The following is a 24,232-nucleotide window of genomic DNA, read 5'->3' as shown; positions in this document are numbered from 1 at the left end:
GATAAAATTCCCCGATGAATTTAGAAGAAAAACTAAAACAACTGCCAAATAAAGCAGGAGTCTACCAATATTTTGATGCAAAAGGAAAACTTCTTTATATAGGTAAGGCAAAAATACTAAAAAACAGAGTTAAATCATACTTTAGATTTACACCTAAACTATTACCTGCTGATAAACTTAGTGCCCGAATTTATAAAATGATAACCGAAGTTAAATCTTTAGAATGGATAGTCGTGCCAAACGAGCATGATGCTTTGATTTTAGAAAATTCATTAATTAAACAACTCAAACCCAAATATAACATACTTTTAAGAGATGATAAAACATATCCTTATATTTATATTGATTTTAACGAGGATTTTCCTAGATTGGAAATTACAAGAAAAGTCTTAAAAGGGAAAAATATAAAATATTTCGGTCCTTATTCAACAGGTGCAAGAGACATGTTAGACTCAATTTACGAGATTGTTCCTTTGGTTCAGAAAAAATCTTGTATAAAAGGCAAAGAGGCTTGTCTTTTTTATCAAATCAAAAAGTGTTTTGCTCCTTGTGAAGGAAAGATTTCAAAAGAGAATTATGCAAAGTTAGTGGATGAAGCTTTAGACTATATCTATAATAAAAACAGATTAATCTCCAAATTAACAAAAAAAATGGAAGAGTACAGCAGCGAGTTTAGATTTGAAGAAGCTATGAAATTAAGAGATAGAATAAAAACTATCGAAAAATCGCAAATTCATACAGGTATGGATTTGGCAACAAATGAAAATATTGATCTTTTTGCAATAGAGAGTAAAGATTCAAAAGCTGTTTTAGTAAGAATGTTTTTTAGAGACGGGAAATTAGCTTCAAGTAATCACAACTATATAAAACCAAACAGAGAAGATATCTCAATAGATTTACAAGAAGCTTACGAAAGAGCTATTATAAACTATTATGACAATGAAATTCCCCTGCTTCCCGATGAAATCGTAATTGCCCATGAGATTGAAGACAAAGAAGAGATTGAAGAGTTTATAAAACAGAAATTCTCTAAAAAAATTCTTTTAAACAATCCCAAAAGAGGGAAGAAAAAAGAGATTGTAAATGTTGCATTAAACAACTGTAAAGAGCTTTTAAGGCTCTCAGCAGTAAAAGATTCATCTTCCGTATATTCTCAACTTCAAAAACTATTTAATCTTGAAAAAATTCCAAACAGATTTGAGTGTTTTGACAACTCTCATATGATGGGACAAGCAACGGTCGGAGCAATGGTAACTTGGGAAGAAAAATTTGTAAAAAGCGATTTTAGGCATTATAATCTGGAATCAAAAGATGAATACTCCCAAATGAGAGAAACTCTTTTAAGAAGAGTTGAAAGTTTTGAAAAAAATCCTGCTCCTGATATGTGGGTTCTTGACGGAGGAGAAACACTACTTAAACTTGCAATAGATATAAGAAACTCTTGCGGTGTAAATCTTGATATTATAGCTATTGCCAAAGAAAAACTTGATTTTAAAGCCCACAGGGCAAAAGGTAGTGCAAAAGATATTATCTATTATGAAAAAGATGGTTTAATAGAGAAGCTTGATTTATTGCCAAGCGATAAACGTCTGCAATTTGTACAAAGATTAAGAGACGAAGCTCATAGATTTGCCATAACATTTCATAAAAAACAGAAAAGAAGAGAAGATACGCAAATTTCTCTTCTTCAAATCAAAGGTATAGGTGAAGCAAAGGTGAAAAAACTACTTTTATATTTTGGAACATTTGACAATATAAAAAGTGCAAAACTTGAGGAATTGAAAGATGTTCTAAACGAAAAAGATGCTATGCTTATAATCAATTATTTTAAATCTCTTGAAGGTTAAAACCTTGGCAAAAATTATATTAAACAAATCAAATTATTTTCACAATCTTAAAACTATTGAGACTCATTTAGGTTCAAAAGATAAAATCGCTGTTGTATTAAAAGATAATGCTTACGGACACGGACTTGTAGAAATTGCTTCAATGGCAAAAGAGTACGGTATAAAAAAAGCAGTAGTAAGAACTATAAATGAAGCAGAAAAAATTGAGACACTTTTTGAACAAATCTTAATCCTAGCTGACACAGATATTCACAGTTGTTCACATACTTTTCACATAGCAATTAACAGTTTGGAAGATATTGAAAAACTGCCCGAAAATACGAATGTTCATATAAAATTCGATTCGGGAATGCACAGAAACGGAATTTCTTTGGATAAGCTGGAAGAGGCTATTCATGGGATATTGAGAAAAAAACTAAATTTGACGGGGGCTTTTACTCACTTTAGAAGTGCCGATGAATTATCATGTGAATTGTTTTGGCAAAAATCAAATTTTGACGAGGCAAAAAACTTAATAAAAACTTTATGTGAAAAACTTTTTATACCTGTGCCAAACTTCCATTGCGCTAACTCATCAGCCTTATTTAGGTTTAAGAATTATGATTATGATTTTGCAAGAGTCGGAATTGCTCAGTATGGATATTTGGACACGGATTCTATCTTTGACAATCCAACTTTAAAACCTGTTATGTCTCTTTGGGCAGATAAAATTGTTACAAGAATACTGAAAGAAAATCAAAGAGTTGGTTACGGCGGAAAATATATGGCACAAGAAGATATGAAAATTTCCACATATAAAGTCGGTTACGGAGACGGTTTTTTCAGACTTAACGGTGAACAAAAATATTTAACACCCAAAGGCTATGAAATTTTAGGAAAAGTCTCTATGGATAATCTTTCTATTAACTGTGATGATGAAGAGGTTTGTATTTTCAATGATGTAAGAGAATTAGCCAAAATTCATAATACAATCACTTATGAAATAACAACAGCTTTAAAAGAGCATATTCCAAAAGAGATAATATGATAAAAAAACTTTTCTTAATCTCTCTTATCTTTTCAACACTATTCTCTTATACTTTTGAAGAGGTTAGAAATTTTGAGAAAAGTAACGGCACTATAAAGGCATTAAGTTTTTATAAAGAGCTTGTCGAACAAAATAATACAAAAGCTATGATGCACCTGGCAAAAATATATTTAGAAGGAAAAGAGATTGAAAAAAGTTTTTCCAAAGCCAAAGAGCTTTTGGAAAAAGCCAGCAAACTAAATGATAATAAAGCCTCTTTTTATTTAGGAAGATTCTATTTATCTAAAAAAACACCCTATTTCAATCCGGCAAAAGCCTATAACAGTTTTGTCAAAGCGGCAAATAATGATTATGCACCTGCGCAAAATATGGTCGGAGAATTTCTAGTAAACGGCATTGCCGTGGACAAAGATTATAAACTTGCCGTAAACCTTTTTGAGAAAGCTTCAAAACAAGGCTTTATAAAAGCACAATGCAACCTTGCTTTTATGTATGCAAGCGGAAAAGGAGTTTTTCCAAACTTTGGTAGAGCTCATCAATTTGCAAAAAAGGGCAAAGAGCTTGGGAATAAAAGATGTATTAAAGTTTGGAATGATTATAAATTAGAAAAATATCCCGAAGATAAAGGCTGGAAATTTAACTTTTATACCAAGCCTTAACTCCTTATTTAAAGTAAAATTATCGTTGCCAAACCTAAAAAGCTGAAAAAACCCACCACGTCAGTTACCGTTGTTAGAATAACCGTCGAACCAATAGCAGGATCAATCTCAAACTTTTCTAAAAGTATAGGTATTACCGCACCGAAAAATCCTGCACTTAAAAGATTTATAATCATTGATAAAGCTATTACTAAACCTAAAAGAGGAATTTTAAACCAAAGAAAAGCTATTATTCCTATAACTAAAGCAAATAAAAAACCGTTTGCCAAAGAGATTAAAACCTCTTTTGTAATAGTTTTTTTTGCATCTTCATAACTAATTTCCCCCAAAGCCATTTGTCTTACGGTTACGGTTAAGGTTTGAGTTCCCGCATTTCCGCCCATTGATGCAACTATCGGCATTAACACCGCAAGAGCAACTAAAGATTGAATAGTAGAATCAAAAAGACCGATTACTACTGAAGCTAAAATTGCAGTTATTAAGTTTATACCCAACCACACTGCTCTTTTTTTCCCTATTAAATAAATACTCTCTTCATGCTCGGCATCATCGTTAACCCCTGCTAAAGAGTAGATTTGTTTTGTATCTTGTTCTTGAATTACGTCATGAATATCATCATGGGTAATTCTTCCTATAAGTTTCTCTTTTTCATCAACTATTGCCAAAGAACTTAGATTGTAGTGGGTAAACATTTCAACTACTTCGCTTATATCGCTTTTATGGTTACAGGCATAGTTTTTTATTTTATCTTGGGGAATTTCATTAAAACCTTGCTCTTTATCAAATAAAATCAACTCTTCAAGACCGATTGAACCTATTAGTTTACCCTTTTTATCAACTAAAAAGACATGAAAAATATTATCTAAATGATCTTCGTTTTTTAACTTTTTTAATCTTTTTAATGCTGTTCCTATTTGTTCGTTTAACGTTGCCATAAACAACTCGCTTTGCATATAGGAACCTGCTTCATTCTCTTCATAAGAGTTTAATTTTTCAATTATCTGTTTATCTTCTTCATCCAATTTGGAAAGAATAGTTTGAGCAGCCTCTTCGTCTTTTTGAGAGATATTATAGATAAATTCCGAAGCATCGTCACTATCCATATTTGAAGCAATATTTGCAACTTTTTTATCACTTATTACCTCAACAATCTCTTCTTGAATATAGCTTGGCATTTCACAAAGGATTTCGGCAAAAAGTTCACTTGGAATCTTTTTACAAATAGATTCATATTCGGTTTCATCTAAATCTCTTAATTTTTCAAGCTCTTTTGCAAGATCATAAGGGTGTTCTTCAAAATTACCTTTTTTATAATTTTCAATTGCGTCTAATAAATAATTTTTTAACTCTATGATTTTTTCTTCCATCTTAAATCCATTTATATTTTTTTAATATCAAAAACTGTAAAAATCCTATACCAATAAGAAGAACAGAGAAAATTTCAAAAGAGCTGCTATCCTGTGCTCCCGGTATTCCTCCTACGTTTATACCGAAAAGTCCCGTTAAAAAACTCAAAGGAAGAAAAATAACGGAAATAATAGATAATACGTACATCCTTTGATTCATTTGATCACTTCTTATATTTGTAAGTTCATCTTTTATCAAGGTGATTTTTTCATTAATTGAATCTAAATCTTCAATATAATTGACTAACTGATTATTAACCTCTCTTAACTCTATTCTGTTGTAATCATCCAGCCATGAAACCTTTTCATGGTATAACAAAGAAATAGCCTCTTTTTGAGGAGATAAATATCTTCTTATAGTAATTGCTTCTCTTCTAATCGCTGCTATTTTACTTCTTAACTCCATATTATCGTCCGATTCAAGCAACAGCTCTTCAACTTCAGAGACTCTATCTTCTATTTTATCAATTGTTCCGTCCATTCTAAAAGTTAGCCTGTCTGTTATTGTAATCAAAAACTCTGAGCTGTTGACAGGTCCTTTTTTTTGTTTAAAAAGAGTAAGAAGATCTTTAATAGAGAGTAAATCTCTTTTTTTGGTAGTAATAATCAAATTTTCACTTATAAAAAGTCTTAAAGATATCATCTCTTCGGGGTTTGAATCAGGGTTTAAATCAACGGCTCTTAATGCAAGTAAAACATTATCTTCTAATACTATAGTTCTAGGTCTTGTATCTTCTGCAAGAAGAAGTTCCACAGCTATGGGGTCTATATTACTTTTGTCCGTAATCCATTGAATTGCTTGAGGATTCGTATAATCAAAATGAACCCATAAAATTCCTTGAGATTTCTCAAAACTGCTTATTTGTTCATATGAAATCTCTTTGGCTCCACCCTTTTTATCTAAAATTAAAGCATGAGATAATCCATTTTGATCCATATTTTACCTTTTTATTGAGTTTATAAAAAAATATTATAACTTAATAAAGATAGAAAAAAAATTACTTAATTTATCAAAGCATCATGCCATTGAACTATTGATAATCTATATCCGCTTTTTACTTCCAAAACTTCATGGGTAAAATATGGATTACTTAAAAACAAAATCATATCTCCGGCATCCGGTTCTATTTTAATATTATTTCCCTTTTCATCATAAAGATAATTAAAAAGAAGTTCTCCTCCAAAAAAACTGTTAATATCACCACTGCTGCCGTGACCTGTCGCGAAAAGCACGCTTGTTAGTTTTCTATTATTTGAAATTCTTTTAAAGCCTATTAGATTATCATCTTTTCTTATCATATTTGAATCATCGCTGTGAGCCACGTAAAAAGAGCCTTTAGTATATTCAAGAACTTGTATTTTCGTACTTGTAGTAAGAGCTATATTAAAAAAATTTTCAATTTTTGCTTGATGAAGTTTGAACATTTTATTATAAATTTTTTTATACTCTTGTTCTAGTTTATAAATTTTTGTTTTTCTTATATTTTTATTTATATGATTTGCATAATTTTTTGACTTAACTTTTGCATCAATTGCATCTTCGTCTTTTTTAATTGATTTAATTATTTCACTGCACACCTCTTTAGAGAAAAAATCCTTTATTATCAAATAAGGATAATCGTAATAAGGGTTAGGAAGTAATTTTGTCTCAATATCAAGTGAGTTTAAAAGACTGTCACAATATACATAATTACTAATTTGCTCAAGTTTTTGTTTTGTCATTTATACCTGCTTAATAAAATTTATACAACAGAATTATAAATCATAAAAAAATAATTTAGCTAAAAATAATCTTAAAATATTTTTTTTAAGAAAAGTTTGCGAGATACAGGGAGTTTGAAAAGATATAAAAAGCTATTTGCTTATATCTTCTAAAATATATTCAATAGAAGTTTGTTCTAAAAAGTCTACAAATTTTTGAAAATAGTTTTCAACTAACAGTTTGTTTTCCGAACTTAAAGAGATTACAACCATTTTTCTATCATCAATCATTCTTGGTAAAGATGAAAGCTCAACCTCTTTTGGAACAATTTTCATAATATTTATTAAATCATTTTCACTGCATTGGGCAGTTAATGTTTTTCTATATCTTTGTAAAAGATTTTTCGTATAATATTTATCCAAAGCTTCAATAACCATTGCTTGGCTCATAGAAGGGAATCCAGGAGTAAAGAAAAATCTATCTTCTAAATAAAACCCGGGAACATTATTTACTACATTTTTTAACAATTTCGCATTTAGCGGCAAATTTGCCATATGAATTCTATGAGGATATGCCTCTTCTTTGAACTGTTTTTCAATTAATCTTTTTGATTCTCGGTTATATTCCATTTTACCGTTAGTAAAAACTTTCCCTGCTACTTCTCTAGTATAATCATCGGGAGTCGAACCTATTCCTCCGTAACTGAACATTACGGAATTTTCATCAGCTTTTATAAGATTATAGATATTTTCCATTAGTGTAGTGTCATCTTCAATTACGAAAGAGGCTTTATGTCTCCAGCCTCTTTTTAGTAATTGTTCATTTAAAAAAGAAAAATGGGCATCTTTTCTTCGCCCGTTAAGTAACTCCGTACCTATTATTACAGAGTAAAAATTAACTTTTTTATTCATTAGATTCTTGATTGGATAAATTTATCCATTTCATTTACAATCTCTTCAATAGTTCTTTCACCGTTGATTTTTTTCAAAATATTTTTTTGTGTATAGAACTCTTGAATCTGCGCTAAAGGTTCAGTATAAACTTTCATTCTGTTATTGAATACTTCAACATTATCATCAGCACCTCTTGCTCTTCCCAATACTCTATCTTTTGCCACTTCTTCAGATACTTCAACTTCAATAGTGTTTACTAACTCTACTTCACTCTCTGTTGCCAGATATTTATCAAGTTCCGTCATTTGTTCACCGCTTCTTGGGTATCCGTCAATAACAACAACTTCAGTAGGAGCTTTTTTGATTGCACCAACAATTGTTTCAATTACAATATCAATAGGTACTAAATTTCCTTTTGATACATATGAGTCGATTAATTGACCTCTTTGAGACCCGCTTGCAACTTCTGCTCTAAACATATCTCCTGTTGAGTAGTGGGTAATATTCGGGTGTTTTTCCGCAATTAATTCTGCATCTGTAGTTTTACCTGAACCTGGCGCTCCAATGATTAAAAAAAGTTTTTTCATCTTCTGTTTCCTTATCAATACTTTTATCTTGTGTTTTAAAAAAGAGTGTAATTTTATCCAAATCTCTCTATAACTTTAATAAGACAGAGTCTAATTTTCATCTTTGTATTGTTCTAAAAAATCTTCTAAAAGATAGTCGACTATTGATTCATAAATATCTTTTTCTAAATTTTCAGCTTCAAAACTGTCGTCTTTTTTATATGTTATAGCCAAAGCCTCAACATCTTTGTCTCTTAAAGGAATTACATCTTCACTTATCATTATTGATGTTCTTACAAAATTTATATCTTTAATCTTATTGATTTTTATCTTCACAAGAAAATTTGAATATTTTTCCGTTTTTGTTTTTATTCCCGCTTTTTCAAGTTTAACTTTAATATCTTCGTTAAGTCTTTTTTCAAGTTTTTCTGAGATCTCATTTTTTTTGTTTAAAACTTTTAAATTTACCTCTTTTAAATTTTCCAAAGAGTATGGCGTAACAGCAAAAGAGTAGAGAGTAAAAAGTAGAAACAGAATTAATTTTTTCATTTTTTATTAACCTCTTCTAAAATTTTTTTAAACTCTTTTTTATTTTTATAGCCTAAAACTTTACTTATTTGTTTCTCATTTTTTATATCTATAAATATAGTTGTAGGGAAGAGTTTCGCCTCAAATTTTTTAGGATAATCTTTTGATGCTTCGTCAACTAACAAAGGAATAAATCTTTTTTTAATCAAACTATCTATTTGCTCTTTTTTTAGTGTCTGTTTTTCCATTTTCCTGCACCAGGGACAAGATTTCTGAACAACTACCATCATTATATTTTTATTCTCTTTTTTTGCTTTTTGTAAAGCCTTGTCATATGTTGATTCATATCCCATAATTTTTATAAAATCGGGAGATATTGCATATACATTTGTACAAACGCTTATTAATAACAATAATAAAAAATTTTTCATAACAATCCTTAGCTTTGCATTCCGTTATTTGATTTTTTTCTTCTTTGATAATATTTTTTATCAATTACAATGTCTTTTTGTCTCTCTTTTCTGTTTCTCTCTTTTTCAACATAAATTTTTTTTCTGCTTACAGGATCCATTTCAGTATAATACATAACAGAAGAGTAAGTTCCCGGAGTAGGAGTGAAAATTTGAGCTTGTTCGGGATTCATTTTCAGTTCATGGGTAGTGAACTGTTTTAGCTCATGCATATCTTTCTCTTCACATCCGGGATGTGCTGCAATTAAATAGTAAGTTAAAAACTGCTTTTTACCCGCTTCTTTATTTAATCTGTCATACATTTTTTTAAACTCTATTAGAGGCTGTTTCCCGGGCTTTCCCATAAGTTTTAGAACTCTGTCGGAAGTGTGTTCGGGAGCAACTTTCATTTGCCCGCTTATATGATGATTTACAAGCTCTTTTAAATACTCATATCCATGCTTTTTATCAGCAGGAATAAAATCATATCTTAATCCCGAAGCAACAAATGCTTTTTTGATTCCCGGAACCTGTCTTATATCTCTTAGAAGTTTTAAGTGTCTGCTATGATCTACTTTCATAGCTTTGCAAAGTCTGTCAAAATCTACGCATCTAATATCATCACAAGTTCCTTTTTTGAGTTTTTTACCACACTCATAACCGTACATATTTGCAGTAGGACCTCCGACATCGGAAATAATACCTTTAAACTCTTTGTCTTTGACAAACTCTTTTGCTTCCCAAAGAATATTTTTTTCACTTCTTGTTCTAATAGTTCTTCCTTGATGAACTCCAATTGCACAAAAATTACATTCACCCCAACATCCGTGGTGTGTTTGAATAGAGTATTTTATAGTCTCCAAACATTTAACTTTACCTTGGGGTTTATGGAAAGGGTGAAGATCTCTTTGATATTTATATGAAGAGACCTCATCCATTTCTTCTTCATTTAAATAGTCACAAGGAGGATTTTGTATAGAGTATCTATTATCTATTTTTTGGCAGAGTCCTTTTGCACTTATGGGATCATTGTTTTTATAAAAATCATCGAAAAGATCAATATATTTTTCTTTGTTTTTTAAACATTCATCATGGCTAGGCAGTTGAATATACTCTTCTACAGGTTCTTTTGAGATATAACAAACTCCCCTAACCTCTTTGGGATTTAAACCTTTATCAAGAGCAGTTGAAAACTCTCTTATTGCAGTCTCTCCCATTCCATAAATAAGATAATCCGCTTTTGAATCAAATAAAATAGGTTTTCGCAAACGATTTGACCAAAAATCATAATGAGTAGTTCTTCTTAAACTAGCCTCTATTCCTCCAAGAACAATAGGAACTGTATCTTTAAAATGTCTTCTAATTAGATTTGTATATACTAAAGTAGCTCTGTCCGGTCTTTTGTCGTTTTTACCGCCCGGAGTATAATCGTCACTGTTTCTAAATTTTTTGGTTGCAGTATAGTTGGAAACCATAGAATCAATACTTCCGCCGCTTACTCCCCAGTAAAGTCTTGGTTCACCAAGTCTTTTTATATCTTCACTGTTTAAATCAGGCTGACCTATAATTCCTACTTTGAAACCTAAGTTTTCAAGTATTCTTCCAACTACGGCAACTCCTATAAAAGGAGAATCTATATAGGCATCACCGCTTATTAATATTACATCACACTGTTGCCAGCCAAGGGCAGTCATCTCTTCTTTTGTTGTAGGTAAAAACATTCTCTATCTTTAAATTTTCTTATAATTCTATCCAAAATGTTTTAACCTAGCATATAAGTTTCTAATTAGTTTTATCCCTTTGAGTTAAATTATCGTCGATTTTTTTAATATCCAAAATCATTGCAACTTGAGGTTCATCTAAATCATCGATTTCAACAATACTCTCAACTAAAGTTCCGGCTCCTAAAAAGTGACTTTGAATTTGTTGTATAGCTTTATCTTCTACTACTGAGATACTCTCTAAAGAAGAGACTAAAATTCCTATACAGTGCTCTTTATTGTCTTTATCATACTCTAAAAGAATTATTGTTTTTAGATCTTCGTCTTTTATCTCTTCATTTATAAAACTTCTTATATCTAAAATCGATATTAATCTATCTTTATGTAAGACCATTCCTTTAAAAGGATTTTTTTTATCCATCTCAATAGACTTTTCTAATTTGTCCGTTCCTATGGATTCAATTACGTTTTTAGCATGAACTGCCAGAAATTTTTTACCTAAATTAAAAGTTGCCAATTCGACACTGTTTTTATCAAAAGATTTTTTTAAAATATTGCTGTTTATAAATTTTTTTCTTTTTATTTTAGACAAACCGTTTAAACACTTTTTGCCGATATAAATAAAAACTAAACAAAAAACATCGTTTATATAATCATCACTTGCACTTTTGTACTCTCTATAACCTTTTGAACATCTAACTCCCAAAGCATAATATTTATTGTCTATTTCTATTATTTCGCTTATTTTCTCACCGTTTTTAAGTTGAAAAAATCTATCTTCGATATCTATTTTAGAATCTACTGTTATACTTTCGTTTGTTGAAGAGATTACATTTTTATCTCTATCCGTAAACAAAGCAAAAACAGAGCTGTTGTCACTTGGAAGAGATTCTTGAAGCATAGCTTGAAACTGCGGTTTTGAATCGAATACTACTGCGATTCCGCCGTTTATAATGTTTTCATCTTGAAAAGATCTAATAGCGCTGCAATAGATATATGTTGATTCATTATCATATAGAGTAGTTTTTTCAAAATCTGAAACACAATATTTTTGAGTATCTTTTAAGTTTAATGTTTTTTCAACCCAGCTGTTTGATAAAACTTTTCCTACTAAGTGTTTCTCTTTTTCATTTGAAACGGCAACGATTTTTCCATGTTTGTCAAATACTAAAAGATTTGTATAAACAGTATATAAATCATTTATATATTTTAATATAGAAGAGATCTCCTCTTCTTTATGTATTAAAGAATCATTGTCGTCAAAAGCAGTTCTAAAATATGTGGTTAATGCCCACCATCTGCAGTCATTTGCCCTTTCATAGAGATTTCTGTCCATAATATCAATAGCAAGAGAAGATAAAAACTCGCTATCTTTTAAAATAGAGTTTATAATTGTTCTATTTAAATTGTTCAAAGAGGAGTTTGCTTTTGAGCCTGTAACACCTATTTCCGATAACAGTGATTTTGAAAAATCTCTATTTGAAGAGTTTATTTTACTTTGAGCAACATTCCCGTTCCAAATTACACGACTTAGATTATCTTGGATATTTTTACTTTTATTAAAAACCTCTTTAAGTTCTCTTGAAAAGTGTTGCTCATTTTCCATCATTGCTTCTATTATATGTTCGTCAACCTCTTTTGTGGCATTTGATTCTTCACTTAAAAAAGCATACTCCAAGGGAATCATAATATGTCCGTACCATTTTAGACCTTTAAAGCCTTGATATCCGTTTGTCAAACATGTTTTTGCAATAAAATCTCTTCCTGCAAAAGATACTATTTTATAATCTTCATCTAATACAATTTCTTGTTTTGAATTTAAAGAGATACAGTTTTCGTCACTTGATGCAATCACATATCCGTCTTCATCTAAAAGAGCTAAGGTTTCTTTATTTTTTTTATCGGCTAAATTGCTGAATATTCCTTGCATTTCATCGTTAAATTTAAAACAAAGGCATAAAACTCCTAATGATTCTGAATTAAAATCATTTGTTCTGGTTACTTTATAAGAGTAAACTAAAGATTTTTTATATTGAGGTAGAAAATTGTGAGAGTTATACGTTTCAACATACTCTTCACTCGTATTTAAAATTTTACTTACCAAGTTAGAGTCTATAGTTTCAACTTTTATATTATCATCAAGTCTGGCTAAAATTTTTCCTTTTGTGTCGGCTAAAACAATATCATAATATACTGAATACTTTTTTACATACTCTAAAAATCTTTTTCTGATTTGATCTTTTAAAAGATTACTCTCTTTGTCATATTTTGATACAAAATGCAATATAAATTCTCTAATATCATCGTCTGTTGCCAAAAATCCTATATCTGCCGTTCTTTCAAATAAATTTCTGATTACTATATCAATAGCCACTTGGGCTTTAAAATGCATCTCTTGTGTTGTTTTTTTAACAGTTTCATCGCTTAAATGATTTAATAATGTTGTTGTTAGATTTAAAAAATTTTCTTTTGTTTTTCCTATATCTATATTTATATCACCAAGTTGTCCTAAAAGAGCAAAAATATCCCATGAAGAGCTGAGTCTTCCTAATTCTTCTCTATATTTATCAACATCTTCAATATGTTTTATCAAAGGATAGAGCTCTTTTTTTACTTTTATTCCCTTATAATCTACTAAGTTTTTTGACATTTAAAAACTCCCTTCATAATATGAAATATTACTACAAAATGAAAAAATAATTTTTCTTTTTTTGTATATATACTATACAACTATATATTTTTATGTCATTTTTTTAGACAAATCGGCATTTTTTTAACTTTTGATTATAGATTTTCATAAAAAGTAAGCAGAAAAGAAAAGGGAGATTATAGGTTTATATAAAAATAACTACTAAAAGTTTTCAATTCCTCTTAGTATTCTATATAAATTGACTTTCCAGTATTGTGAATAGATATCATATTCGACAACTTTGCCGTCTATGTAGCCTTTAAAAGCATATGCAACTTTAGAATCCGAGTTTTCGGGAATTAGAATATGCTTAATATACTCTTTTTTAGAAAAAGCAATAAGCTCTTTTGCTTGTTGGATATTTAATATTTTTTCCTCTTTATGGTATATATTTATTCTAAATCTTTTTGCAAAATAATCTAGCTGGTTGTTAAAAGAGAAAAAACCGTATAAATCGCTTTTGTCAATTCTTTTTTTTATATCTAAATAGACTTTATCTAATTCTTTTAAAAACTCTTTATAGTTTTTTTCAAAAATCTTTTGCTTAGAAGGAATTATTTTTATCATATTTATATATACGTTTTTTGCTATACCCCGTGCTAAAATTGGATCTAGCCAGATATAAGGATTAGACTTTCCGTTAGCAAGTTTTAGAGTCGGTAAACCTTTTATCATATTTATACTTTTTATTAAACCGTTTTTTTTTAAAAGAGTTGAGAGTTTTTCCTCTTCTTGCAGATTAAAATTGAAGTAGTAGTTATTGTTGGAGAATTTTTTTATATTTTTACTATCTAATGCAAAGGTCTCTTTATTTTCCGTAATTGTTGTTATATAGATTTCACTGCCTACGATTTTTTTTAAAAAAAAGTATTCAATAGGATAAGTTACCGTTACTGAGGTAAAAGAGAAAAGAGAAGTAGAAAAAAGCAATAATATGAAAAAAATTTTATACATATTATTGCCTTGGGAAATTAAGCCTCAGTTTTTCTAATTCTAAGACTTAACTCTTTTAATTGTTCATTATCAACTGCAGAAGGAGCATCTGTAAGAAGACATTGAGCTCTTTGAGTTTTAGGGAAAGCAATTACGTCTCTAATAGAATCTGTTTTTGCTAAAAGCATAATCAATCTATCAAATCCCATTGCAAATCCTCCATGACTTGGAGCACCGTATTTTAAAGCTTCAAGTAAGAAACCGAATTTTTCATTTGCTTCTTCTTGCGAAATTCCCATAAGGTTAAATACTTTTGATTGAATTTCTTCTTTATGGATTCTTATACTTCCTCCTCCAAGTTCGGTTCCGTTTAGTACAATATCATAAGCAATTGATTCTATATCTTCAATATCTTCGATATTATCTAAATCACATTTTTCCAAATTAGGCATAGTAAACGGATGGTGTAGAGCTTTTGTTCTTCCCTCTTCAACTTCAAACATAGGGAAATCAACAACCCATAAAAATTCATATGTATCTTCTGGAATAATATCCATTTGAGAAGCTAAATATAATCTAAATCTTCCCATATAATCCCAAACTACTTTTTTATCTCCTGCTCCAAAGAATACTACGTCTCCGACTTCAAGTTCTGTAACTTTGATAATTTGTGCTAAATCTTCTTCACTAAAGAATTTTGTTAAAGGACCTTTTAATCCATCTTCTTTCATTTGGAAATATCCAAGACCTTTTGCCCCGAATTTTCTTACGTAATCTTCAAAACCTTTCATCTGTCTTTTAGAGAAGATATTATCTCCGTTTGGACATCTTAAAGCTTTGATTCTATTGTTTTTCTTATCTTTTGCGATTGAAGAGAAGATTTCATTTGTTGAATTGGCGAAAATATCAATTACGTCAACCATAGGCATATCAAATCTTAAATCAGGTTTGTCTGAACCGTATTTTTCCATAGCTTCTTTATATGTCATTCTAGGGAAAGTTTCAGGGACATCTTTTCCGCAAGCTTTAAAGATATCGTGAATAAGTTTTTCCGCAACTTTTATAACATCTTCTTGAGTACAAAAACTCATTTCAACATCAATTTGAGTAAATTCAGGTTGTCTATCCGCTCTTAAATCTTCATCTCTAAAACATTTTGCAATTTGGAAATATTTATCAAATCCTGAAACCATAAGAAGTTGTTTAAAAAGTTGTGGAGATTGAGGTAAGGCATAAAATTCACCCGGATGGACTCTACTTGGAACAAGATAATCTCTTGCACCTTCCGGAGTCGATTTTGTTAAAATCGGTGTTTCAACATCTAAAAAGCCCATTTCGTTTAGGCAGTTTCTTGCAGCTATATTTGCCGTACTTCTTAATTTGAATATGTCATGTGATCTTTTTGTTCTAAGTTCTAGAAATCTGTTTTTTAGTCTGATCTCTTCATTTACTTTTTCATCACCTAATTCAAAAGGCATAGGTTTTGATTTGTTTTCAATAATTAGCTCTTCAACTACAATTTCAATTTTACCTGTGATAAGATTTGGATTTTCTAATCCTTCTCCTCTTGCTCTTACTTTACCTTTAGCAATTAGTACATATTCGTCTCTTACGCCGTCGGCTACTTCCCAAGACTCTTTATTATCAGCAGGGTCGCAAACTAATTGAACTAACCCTCCTCTATCTCTTAAATCAATAAAAACTATTCCACCATGGTCTCTTCTACTGTTCACCCATCCTGCAACAGTTACTATTTCACCAATGTTTTTTTCTGTTACTTCAGTACAATAATGCGTTCTCAATTCTTACTCCATCTTTTATTTCTTTAGTTAAAATCCTGCGATTATATCCAATTATGACTTAATTTTGAAGAACCTTCTCAAATCCGTAAGAAGTACTTTTATATAAAGTCTGTTTATAATCTGCCTGATTTTCAAAAATTCCTGTTTTAATCAACTCCAAACTATTTTCATTTATCAAATAATTTGCTCCAACTAACGCAGAATAATCAACCCACTCATAAGCTATGTCGGAACCTAATAATTTTGTATAATCTTCTATAAAACTGTTCACATCTTCAATAGAACTAACAACATAAAAATTTTCTCTATCTTTTTCTTGCGTAAGTTTTACTAACAAAGGATTATAATTTAACTGAGTAGATAACACTTTTGCAGGTTCAACCTCAAAAGCAGTTATTTGAGAAAGTATAATAGAAGATTTTACAATAGGCGTATTTAGGATAATGGTACTTCCTAATATTCTATTATCTTTCATAATATATTTATATCTGTTGTTTGTTCTTGCTATCTCTTTTATAACTCCTGAATTCACAAAAGTCTGTTTATAGATATCTCTTAATTTATTTCCTAAATACGATTTAACGTAAAACATAGTATTTTTATTACTTGACAAGGTTTGCAAAAGTTCTAACTGCTTTTTATAAGAGATTCCGCCGAAAATAAAATTATCGTTAAAAGTCGTAACTTCTTCTTTGTTTATCAAAGGAAAATAAAATTTTATATTTTCAAAGTTATTTAACGAATTTAGAGTATTAAAACCTATTTGAGTAAACATTGCTATAACTTTGGTAAAACCTTTTTCTTTTAATAATTCTAACTCTCTTAAAATATTATCGGGATTTTCATCATAAGAATCAAAAGCTTCTAAATGAAAAGGAGAATCCGTATAAATCAGATAAGCACTTATTGTACTTATTGTAGATTTTGCATATCTTCCCACTTTTGCCGAAGGATAAATAATAGCAATTTTATTTAGTTCCTCTTCATTTTCTATAACCGGCTCTTCAACGATATTATCTTCAAATAGTGTATCTTGTGGTTTTTTAAACTCTTCTGCTCTTTTCTCTTTTTCAACGGTAGATTTAGGAAGAGTATAATCTTTTTTCGTTGCACAACCTATCAGCATAAAACATGCTGTAATTATTAATATTAAATTTTTCAATTTGACTCCAAAATAGATTTTATTTTCAACATATCATGAAAAGCTTCTCTTTTAAAAGAAGGATTTCTAAGTAAAAAACTTACGCTAAAAGTCGGCAAAACACTATAATTTTTATACTTAATTATTTGTCCTCTTATTTGGTTGTATTTATCCATATCAGGACACAAATATTCATAAGCTTTTTCTCCTAAAGTAACAATTAATTTAGGATTTACAAGTTCAATTTCTTTAAACAGATATGAACTGCAGCTACTAAAGTGAGAACTATTCATTCCGTTTGCACTTTTGCATTTTACCAGACTTGTGATATAAACATCCTCTTTTTTCAAAGGTAAAACATTTTCTATCATTTTTGTTAGTTGTTCCCCGCTTTTACCTGCAAAATGACTTTTTGATTCATCTTCTATAGCACTTGGTTCATCACTTATAAACATTAAAGTCGCATTTGGATTTCCTTCTCCAAAAAGTGCATTTTTTCTCGATTTTGATAATTCACATAAATAACAGTTTTCTACTAATGATTTCAACTCTTTTAAATCATTGGGTAAAGAATCTGAATTTACTTCTTTATTGCTGATTTCAATAATTTCGTGATAATCATAACCTATAGATTTTAAAAAATTTAAATGATATAAAACTCTTTTTTTAACTGCTTTTGTCATGTGAAATTGTACAAAAAAACTTCTTTTGTAATAATTTGTTCCATTTATTTGTACATTATATTATTAATTATTGACTTTTGTACAAATAATTGTTACAATATTTTTCATATTTAAAGGAGAATAATGAGTATTCCAAGTTTTAGAAAATTAGAAAAGGATTTAGAAGTAAATAAAACCACCTTGCATAATTGGAAAAAAAACAGACCGAAACTTTATGAATTTATAATAGATTCATATAGAGATAAGGAGATTTTGAAAAATCACTTAAATTTTATGATTGAACAAAAAAAGTATATTGAAGAAGAGATAGATTTGACAAAAAAAGTATTATAAAAATATATTTATGAGGCTTATTATCGGTTTCTTTTTAAATGCGTGAGGACTGATTTTAAGCTTCATATGTATATTTTCACTTTATAATATTTCTCTATTATCAAAAATTATTTTACCGCGCCCCGAACTTTTTGCTTCATAAAGTAGAATATCTGCTTCTTTTATCATATTTTCATAAGAGGAGTAGTTTTCTCTTAAAGCTACACCTGCTGAAAAGTTTATATTTAATTTTATATCATTAAAAACAAATTTATTGTTACCTACAATATTTTTTACTCTGTTTACATAATTTCTTATATCTAAAATATTGTTATAATGAATTAGACAAACAAACTCTTCACCGCCGTATCTTGATATAATATCTTCATTTCTTGTCAATTTTTTGAGAATTGATCCAAAGGTTGCCAAAACGGAATCACCGCAAATATGACCATAGGTATCATTTACCTCTTTAAAATGATCTATATCCAAAAATACTATTGCATAATTAGAACCAAAGGCTTTATACTCTTTTTCTATTTTTTCAACTTCCAAACTGTATGCACGCCTAGTTAGAACTTTTGTCAAGAAATCTATTGATTTTTCTTCTTCCGCTTTTGTAAGGTTATGTTTTAATTTTTCGATTTGAGCATAAAGTTTATCACTCATATCTTGAGAATTTGCGATATTTTCACTATTTTTATCAACAACTAAAGTAAATCTATCTACTAATTTTGTAAGTTTTTTATAAAGTTTACTAACTTGTTTATCCGAAGATTCGGAGAGTTCCAAAGATTTTATCTCTTCTCTGATATTTGATATTTCATCTACTGTTATTCTATTTTCATCTACTCTTTTTTTTAAAAATTCCGATAAAAAACTGATTAATTTTTTTACATCATTGTTTTTTTCGTTAAATATTCTTTTATCGTCATTAACTCTTGTTGTAGTCACTCTTCTTAATCTTCTTATCGTATCAACATCAATCAAAGTGTTAGGGCTTTTTGAAATATCGGTACATACGTTATTTATATCTGTTTTTATCTCTGAAGATAAGGAAGGGATCATAAAATATGCTAAATGTTTTAAAAAGTGTTTTAAATCTTCGTCTTTTACTCTCTTTGAAAGTATTTTTGTTATCTCTTTATATGTAATTGAATTTAAATTTTTTTTATCGTTTTTTGAAAGATTTGTTAATACTGACTGAAGTTCATTTATCTCATCGTTTACAAAATTTTTTTTCTGGGCTAGAGAGAAAAACTCTTTTTCATAATTTTCGGGAGTTGCATCTAAATTTTTTTCTGAAAGGGATTTTAAAGTAAGTTTTGTTAGTTCATTAATTTCTTTCATATAGTCATACTCTCTTAACTTTTAGTATAACTATACAATATAAAAAGGGATAATATGCTTAATATAACCCCTTTTTACCTATATCTATTTATACCGGTGAGTAATTCTTCCCTTATCCAACGAATAAGGAGTAATTTCAACTTTTACTTTATCTCCGGGTAATATTTTTATATAGTGCATTCTCATTTTTCCTGAGATATGACATAAAACAACATGACCATTATCCAACTCAACTCTAAACATAGCATTTGGCAAAGCTTCAATAACTTTACCGTCAATTACTATAACATCATCTTTTGCCACTTACTTTTCTCCTATGATTTATTCTTCTACTTGACTTAAAATAACTGCTTTTCCATCAATAACAGCAACTGTATGCTCATAATGACTTCCTCTTAGTCCATCAGCAGATACTACATCCCAATCATTTTCTAAAATAACTGGTTCTCTTTCCTTTTGACAAATCATAGGTTCAATACAAAAAACCATGCCATTTTTAATTTTTGGTCCGGATTTTGGACTCCCTGATTCTAAATAGTTAGGAATTTCAGGTTCACCATGAGGTTTTTTTCCTATACCATGACCACAAAATTTAATTAAAGGCTGATATCCTCTATCAACAATAAAGTCTTCAATCGCTTTAGATATCTCTTTAAATCGAACACCCTCTTTAATTAAACTGATTCCATAATATAACGAATCTTTAGCGCACGCAATTAAGTCTTCATCCTCTTTAGATATTTTACCAATAGGCATAGTAACGGCTGCATCACCGTACCAACCATCAATTTCAGTTCCAATATCAAGTCCTAAAATATCACCCTCTTTTAAAACTTTATCATCAGGAATTCCGTGAATAATAACTTCGTTTAAAGAAGTACAAACACCTGCTGGAAATCCATAAAGTCCTTTAAAAGCAGGTCTTGCTCCAAGGCTTTCAATAAAAGCCTCACCCATTGCATTAACTTCTTTTAAAGTCATACCTGCTTTTACATTTTTTTCTAGATATTTTAAGGTCTTCGCAACTGCAACAGATGCAGTTCGAAGTTTTTCTATTTCATTTGGTTTTCTTAAAGGAATTGCCATAATTAAAGTCCCACGGCACTTAGTGTCTGATATTTGTTCATATATTGTTGCGCCTCTATTTTTCTCATTGTATCAATAGCAACTTGAACAACGATTAATACTGCAACACCTCCAAAATAAAAAGGTACTCCCATAGCTTTTACTAAAAGCCAAGGCACAGTAGAAATAAGTCCTAAATAGACAGCACCCCATAGAGTTAGTTTACTTGCTACATCATTTAAAAAGTTTGCAGTAGATGTTCCTGGTCGTACACCTGGAATAAAACCACCTTGTTTTTTTAAGTTTTCTGAAATATCTTTTGCATTAAAAGTAATTGATGCATAGAAGAATGCAAAGAAAACTACGAATAAAAACATCAAAACATTAAACATATATGATGTCGGACTTAAAAAGTCTGCAACTGCAAGTAAGATTTTATTTTGACTACCTTGCAACACTGTAGCAGGGAACATTAAAATTGCCGATGCAAAAATTGCAGGGATAACACCTGAAAGATTCACTTTAATAGGAATATAGTTCATTACTCTTTTGTTTTGATTTTGCATCATAACTTTTCTTGAGTATGAAACAGGAACTCTTCTTTCACCTAATTCAACATAAATAATAGCTCCTACTGTTGCAAGAACAATTACCAATATTGCAATAACTGTTAAAAAGTTCATTTGCCCGTTGTTAACTAAATCTACAGTTCCACCGATTGCTCCGGGAATTGCAGAAACGATACCTGCAAAGATAATTAATGAAATACCGTTACCAATACCTTTTTGCGTAATCTGTTCACCAATCCACATTAATAACATAGTCCCTGTTAACATAGAGATTGAAGAAACAGCAACAAAAGTATTCATATCAATAGAAATTGCACCTTGTCCGCTTTGACCTGTCAAAGAGTTAAGCCCCATAGAAACACCTATAGATTGAATAAGTGTAATTACGATAGTTGCATATCTGATGATTTGCATATATTTTTGCATACCATCTCTCTCTTTTTTCATTTTACCAAGTGCGGGGAAAGTTGCTGCTAGAAGTTCCATAATAATAGAAGCTGTAATGTAAGGCATAATACCTAGTGATATAATTGACAATCTTGAAACTGCATTACCACTAAACATATTCACAAGACCTAATGCATTATTTGCATTTGAATCAAAAAATTCTTTTACTACATCAATATTTACTCCAGGCACCGGCACATATGCCAGTAACCTGTAAAGAAGAATAAAGCCTAATGTAATAAGAATCTTATTTATTAGATCTTTACTCATAATTATTTTCCAGTAGTTGTTACGTTTTCGTCTTTAATTTTAGATACTAATTCTTTTGCAGAAGCACCAATTAATTTAACTTTTGTAACACTTTTTGAAAGTTTGTATACTGATTTAATTGATTCAACTGTAATTTCTTCAAGTTGAGCAACTTGTTTTACTTTATCAACATTGATAGAGTAAGGTTTTGCTACTCTTGAAAAGAATCCAATTTTAGGAAGTCTCTTTTGTAATGGTTGTTGACCACCTTCGAAACCTCTTTTAATTTTAAATCCAGATCTAGATTTTTGACCTTTTTGACCTCTTGTAGAAGTCTTACCCATTCCTGAACCTTGACCTCTACCTACTCTTTTAACATCTTTTGTACTACCAGTTGCCGGTTGTAAATTATCTAATGCCATCAATTATCCTTTAATTCTTGCTAATGCTTCAACTGTAGCTTGTACAAGGTTGTTTGGATTATTTGAACCTAAAGATTTTGCAATAATATCTTTAACTCCAGAAAGCTCAAGAACAGGTCTTGCCGCACCACCTGCGATAAGCCCTGTACCTTCTGATGCAGGTTTTAATAAAATTTTACTTGAATTGTATTTATGTTCAATATCATGAGCAATTGTAGTCCCATGAATATTAACTTTTACTAAAGATTTAAATGCATCATCTAAAGCTTTTTTAATTGCATCAGGAACCTCTTTTGCTTTTCCTGTACCATATCCAACTGTACCGTTTTTATCTCCAACAACAACTAAAGCTGTAAATCTGAATCTTCTACCACCCTTTACAACTTTTGTTACTCTTCCGATTTTAACGATTGCTTCTTGAAAATCTTCTCTATTTACTGCTGCCATCATTAACCCTTATAATTTAATACCGTTATCTCTAAGTGCATCAGCGAATGCTGCAACTACACCATGATAAAGGTACCCGTTTCTATCAAATACTACTGTTTCAATTCCAGCAGATTTTAAGCTTTCAGCAAATGTTGCTGCAACTTTTACTGCGTTATCTTTATTAACGTTTAATCCTAAAGCTTTAGAATTAACTGCTGCTAATGTAACACCTGCAACATCATCAATTGCTTGTGCACTTAAATATTTGTTTGATTTAAATACAGTTACTCTAGGTGTTTGCGCAGTACCTTTAATATTTCCTCTAACTCTTTTTTTTCTGATTGCTCTTAAAGAGTTCTTTTTTGCTATATCTTTTGCTCTACTCATTTTTCACACCTTATTTCTTAGCAGTTTTACCAGCTTTTCTAACGATATGCTCGTCAGTATATTTAACACCTTTACCTTTATATGGTTCAGGTTTTCTAAAGCCTCTAATAATTGCAGCAGCTTGACCAACTTGTTGTTTGTCAGCACCTTTTACATGGATAATGTTTTTCTCAACAGAGATTTCCAAACCTTCAGGGATATCATAATTAATAGGGTGTGAATAACCTAATTGTAATTCTAATACTTTTCCTTTAACAGCAGCTCTGTAACCAACACCGTTGATTTCTAAAGATTTTGAAAAACCTTCATTTAACCCAGTTACGGCATTATTGATTAAAGCTCTGTAAGTTCCCCAGAAAGCTGATGATTCTTTATCTTCACCAACTCTATCTAAAACTACATTTGAATCTTCTACTTTTACTTCAACTCTTCCATGAGTCTCAACAGGAATTGCTTTATTCCCTTTTTTAACTGTTACAACAGTTCCATCTACTGCTACTTCAACTCCACTTGGGATTGCGATAGGTTTTTTTCCAATTCTAGACATTATACTCTCCTACCATACAGTACAAAGCACTTCACCACCTACGTTTGCAGCGTGTGCTTCATCATTTGCAATTACACCTTTGTTTGTAGAAACAATGATTGTACCATATCCATTTTTGAAACTTTTAATTTCAGAAGCGTTTTTATAAACTCTTCTTCCCGGAGTTGAAACTCTTTTTAATTCGTTAATAACAGAATTATCGTTGTCATCATATTTTAATGTAACTTGAACAGTTTTCTTATTGTTTTCACCTTCAACTTCTTTGAAACCTTCAATATACCCTTTTTGCTCAAGTACATTTAAAATTCCGACTACTGTATTAGAATGTAATAATGTTGCAACTTCTAATTTTCTCATTGCAGCATTTCTAATTCTAGTTAAAGCATCTGCGATCATATCATTCATCATA

General features: G+C 30.1%; 26 protein-coding genes. 4 read left to right on the top strand and 22 right to left on the bottom strand.

Going from position 1 to position 24,232, the window contains the following annotated elements; all coding sequences use genetic code 11:
- Positions 1-14: 14 nt before the first annotated feature.
- From uvrC to AANAER_RS04785, 3 genes are read left to right on the top strand one after another with little or no spacing between them, the layout of a single operon-like run.
- On the top strand, positions 15-1,847 hold the full coding sequence (uvrC, locus tag AANAER_RS04795; protein ID WP_044415570.1) for an excinuclease ABC subunit UvrC: 1,833 nt from the start codon (positions 15-17) through the stop codon (positions 1,845-1,847).
- A 4-nt stretch (positions 1,848-1,851) separates the two neighbouring features.
- The gene (locus tag AANAER_RS04790; protein ID WP_129082756.1) at positions 1,852-2,874 is read left to right on the top strand and encodes an alanine racemase; all 1,023 of its coding nucleotides are present in this window, start codon (positions 1,852-1,854) and stop codon (positions 2,872-2,874) included.
- Entirely contained in the window at positions 2,871-3,533 is a 663-nt protein-coding gene (locus AANAER_RS04785) for a tetratricopeptide repeat protein (RefSeq protein WP_129082757.1), read from the top strand. Before AANAER_RS04790 ends, AANAER_RS04785 begins: the two co-directional genes overlap by 4 nt.
- Before the next feature lie 8 nt (positions 3,534-3,541).
- On the opposite strand, the gene mgtE is transcribed toward AANAER_RS04785, so the two are convergent.
- From mgtE to AANAER_RS04720, 13 genes are all read right to left on the bottom strand, one after another.
- A complete protein-coding gene (gene mgtE, locus AANAER_RS04780) occupies positions 3,542-4,900 on the bottom strand; it encodes a magnesium transporter (RefSeq protein ID WP_129082758.1) in 1,359 nt (452 codons plus the stop codon).
- A gap of 1 nt (position 4,901) precedes the next feature.
- Positions 4,902-5,876 carry a zinc transporter ZntB gene (locus tag AANAER_RS04775; protein ID WP_044415580.1) on the bottom strand — a complete coding sequence of 325 codons (975 nt, stop codon included), beginning with the start codon at positions 5,874-5,876 and terminating at the stop codon, positions 4,902-4,904.
- Between the two features lie 65 nt (positions 5,877-5,941).
- Complete coding sequence (locus AANAER_RS04770; protein ID WP_129082759.1) at positions 5,942-6,661, bottom strand: 2OG-Fe(II) oxygenase; 720 nt, start codon at positions 6,659-6,661, stop codon at positions 5,942-5,944.
- A gap of 132 nt (positions 6,662-6,793) precedes the next feature.
- A complete protein-coding gene (locus AANAER_RS04765; protein ID WP_129082760.1) occupies positions 6,794-7,552 on the bottom strand; it encodes a competence/damage-inducible protein A in 759 nt (252 codons plus the stop codon).
- Positions 7,552-8,121 carry an adenylate kinase gene (locus tag AANAER_RS04760; protein WP_129082761.1) on the bottom strand — a complete coding sequence of 190 codons (570 nt, stop codon included), beginning with the start codon at positions 8,119-8,121 and terminating at the stop codon, positions 7,552-7,554. The genes AANAER_RS04765 and AANAER_RS04760 overlap by 1 nt, the downstream gene beginning before the upstream one ends.
- A 90-nt stretch (positions 8,122-8,211) precedes the next feature.
- Positions 8,212-8,649, bottom strand: a complete 438-nt coding sequence (locus AANAER_RS04755) for a hypothetical protein (RefSeq protein WP_129082762.1) — start codon at positions 8,647-8,649, stop codon at positions 8,212-8,214.
- Positions 8,646-9,059 (bottom strand): thioredoxin family protein, encoded by a 414-nt coding sequence (locus AANAER_RS04750; RefSeq protein WP_129082763.1) that lies wholly within the window; start codon positions 9,057-9,059, stop codon positions 8,646-8,648. The genes AANAER_RS04755 and AANAER_RS04750 overlap by 4 nt, the downstream gene beginning before the upstream one ends.
- 8 nt (positions 9,060-9,067) lie before the next feature.
- A complete protein-coding gene (locus AANAER_RS04745; protein ID WP_129082764.1) occupies positions 9,068-10,798 on the bottom strand; it encodes a YgiQ family radical SAM protein in 1,731 nt (576 codons plus the stop codon).
- 61 nt (positions 10,799-10,859) lie between these two features.
- The gene (locus AANAER_RS04740) at positions 10,860-13,448 is read right to left on the bottom strand and encodes a chemotaxis protein CheW (RefSeq protein WP_129082765.1); all 2,589 of its coding nucleotides are present in this window, start codon (positions 13,446-13,448) and stop codon (positions 10,860-10,862) included.
- Positions 13,449-13,649: 201 nt separating this feature from the next.
- Complete coding sequence (locus AANAER_RS04735) at positions 13,650-14,441, bottom strand: metal ABC transporter substrate-binding protein (RefSeq protein WP_129082766.1); 792 nt, start codon at positions 14,439-14,441, stop codon at positions 13,650-13,652.
- Positions 14,442-14,458: 17 nt separating this feature from the next.
- Complete coding sequence (aspS, locus tag AANAER_RS04730; protein ID WP_129082767.1) at positions 14,459-16,222, bottom strand: aspartate--tRNA ligase; 1,764 nt, start codon at positions 16,220-16,222, stop codon at positions 14,459-14,461.
- Positions 16,223-16,280: 58 nt separating this feature from the next.
- The gene (locus AANAER_RS04725; RefSeq protein WP_129082768.1) at positions 16,281-17,384 is read right to left on the bottom strand and encodes a hypothetical protein; all 1,104 of its coding nucleotides are present in this window, start codon (positions 17,382-17,384) and stop codon (positions 16,281-16,283) included.
- Positions 17,381-18,046 carry a uracil-DNA glycosylase gene (locus AANAER_RS04720; protein ID WP_129082769.1) on the bottom strand — a complete coding sequence of 222 codons (666 nt, stop codon included), beginning with the start codon at positions 18,044-18,046 and terminating at the stop codon, positions 17,381-17,383. Before AANAER_RS04720 ends, AANAER_RS04725 begins: the two co-directional genes overlap by 4 nt.
- A gap of 123 nt (positions 18,047-18,169) precedes the next feature.
- On the opposite strand from AANAER_RS04720, the gene AANAER_RS04715 reads away from it, so the two are divergent.
- Entirely contained in the window at positions 18,170-18,379 is a 210-nt protein-coding gene (locus AANAER_RS04715; RefSeq protein ID WP_129082770.1) for a hypothetical protein, read from the top strand.
- Between the two features lie 81 nt (positions 18,380-18,460).
- Here AANAER_RS04715 and AANAER_RS04710 read toward each other — a convergent pair whose 3' ends face one another.
- The 9 genes from AANAER_RS04710 to rpsH all read right to left on the bottom strand — a co-directional run bounded on the left by AANAER_RS04710 (position 18,461) and on the right by rpsH (position 24,231).
- On the bottom strand, positions 18,461-19,708 hold the full coding sequence (locus AANAER_RS04710; protein ID WP_129082771.1) for a GGDEF domain-containing protein: 1,248 nt from the start codon (positions 19,706-19,708) through the stop codon (positions 18,461-18,463).
- Positions 19,709-19,792: 84 nt separating this feature from the next.
- A complete protein-coding gene (gene infA / locus AANAER_RS04705) occupies positions 19,793-20,011 on the bottom strand; it encodes a translation initiation factor IF-1 (protein WP_072682044.1) in 219 nt (72 codons plus the stop codon).
- 18 nt (positions 20,012-20,029) lie between these two features.
- Positions 20,030-20,794 carry a type I methionyl aminopeptidase gene (gene map / locus AANAER_RS04700; RefSeq protein WP_129082772.1) on the bottom strand — a complete coding sequence of 255 codons (765 nt, stop codon included), beginning with the start codon at positions 20,792-20,794 and terminating at the stop codon, positions 20,030-20,032.
- A 2-nt stretch (positions 20,795-20,796) separates the two neighbouring features.
- Positions 20,797-22,059: a preprotein translocase subunit SecY gene (secY, locus tag AANAER_RS04695; protein WP_129082773.1), complete on the bottom strand. Its 1,263-nt coding sequence runs from the start codon at positions 22,057-22,059 to the stop codon at positions 20,797-20,799.
- 2 nt (positions 22,060-22,061) lie between these two features.
- Positions 22,062-22,460 (bottom strand): 50S ribosomal protein L15, encoded by a 399-nt coding sequence (gene rplO, locus AANAER_RS04690; protein WP_044415603.1) that lies wholly within the window; start codon positions 22,458-22,460, stop codon positions 22,062-22,064.
- Positions 22,461-22,463: 3 nt separating this feature from the next.
- A complete protein-coding gene (gene rpsE, locus AANAER_RS04685) occupies positions 22,464-22,907 on the bottom strand; it encodes a 30S ribosomal protein S5 (protein WP_044415605.1) in 444 nt (147 codons plus the stop codon).
- A gap of 9 nt (positions 22,908-22,916) precedes the next feature.
- On the bottom strand, positions 22,917-23,276 hold the full coding sequence (rplR, locus tag AANAER_RS04680; RefSeq protein ID WP_044415607.1) for a 50S ribosomal protein L18: 360 nt from the start codon (positions 23,274-23,276) through the stop codon (positions 22,917-22,919).
- A 10-nt stretch (positions 23,277-23,286) separates the two neighbouring features.
- Positions 23,287-23,823, bottom strand: a complete 537-nt coding sequence (rplF, locus tag AANAER_RS04675; protein WP_044415609.1) for a 50S ribosomal protein L6 — start codon at positions 23,821-23,823, stop codon at positions 23,287-23,289.
- A 9-nt stretch (positions 23,824-23,832) separates the two neighbouring features.
- Positions 23,833-24,231: a 30S ribosomal protein S8 gene (gene rpsH, locus AANAER_RS04670; RefSeq protein WP_044415611.1), complete on the bottom strand. Its 399-nt coding sequence runs from the start codon at positions 24,229-24,231 to the stop codon at positions 23,833-23,835.
- Between the last annotated feature and the right edge of the window lies 1 nt (position 24,232).

This window comes from Halarcobacter anaerophilus, from assembly GCF_006459125.1.
GTDB classification, from domain to species: domain Bacteria; phylum Campylobacterota; class Campylobacteria; order Campylobacterales; family Arcobacteraceae; genus Halarcobacter; species Halarcobacter anaerophilus.
The sequence above is the reverse complement of the archived record's forward strand: the minus strand, read 5'-3'. Positions and strand labels throughout refer to the sequence as shown.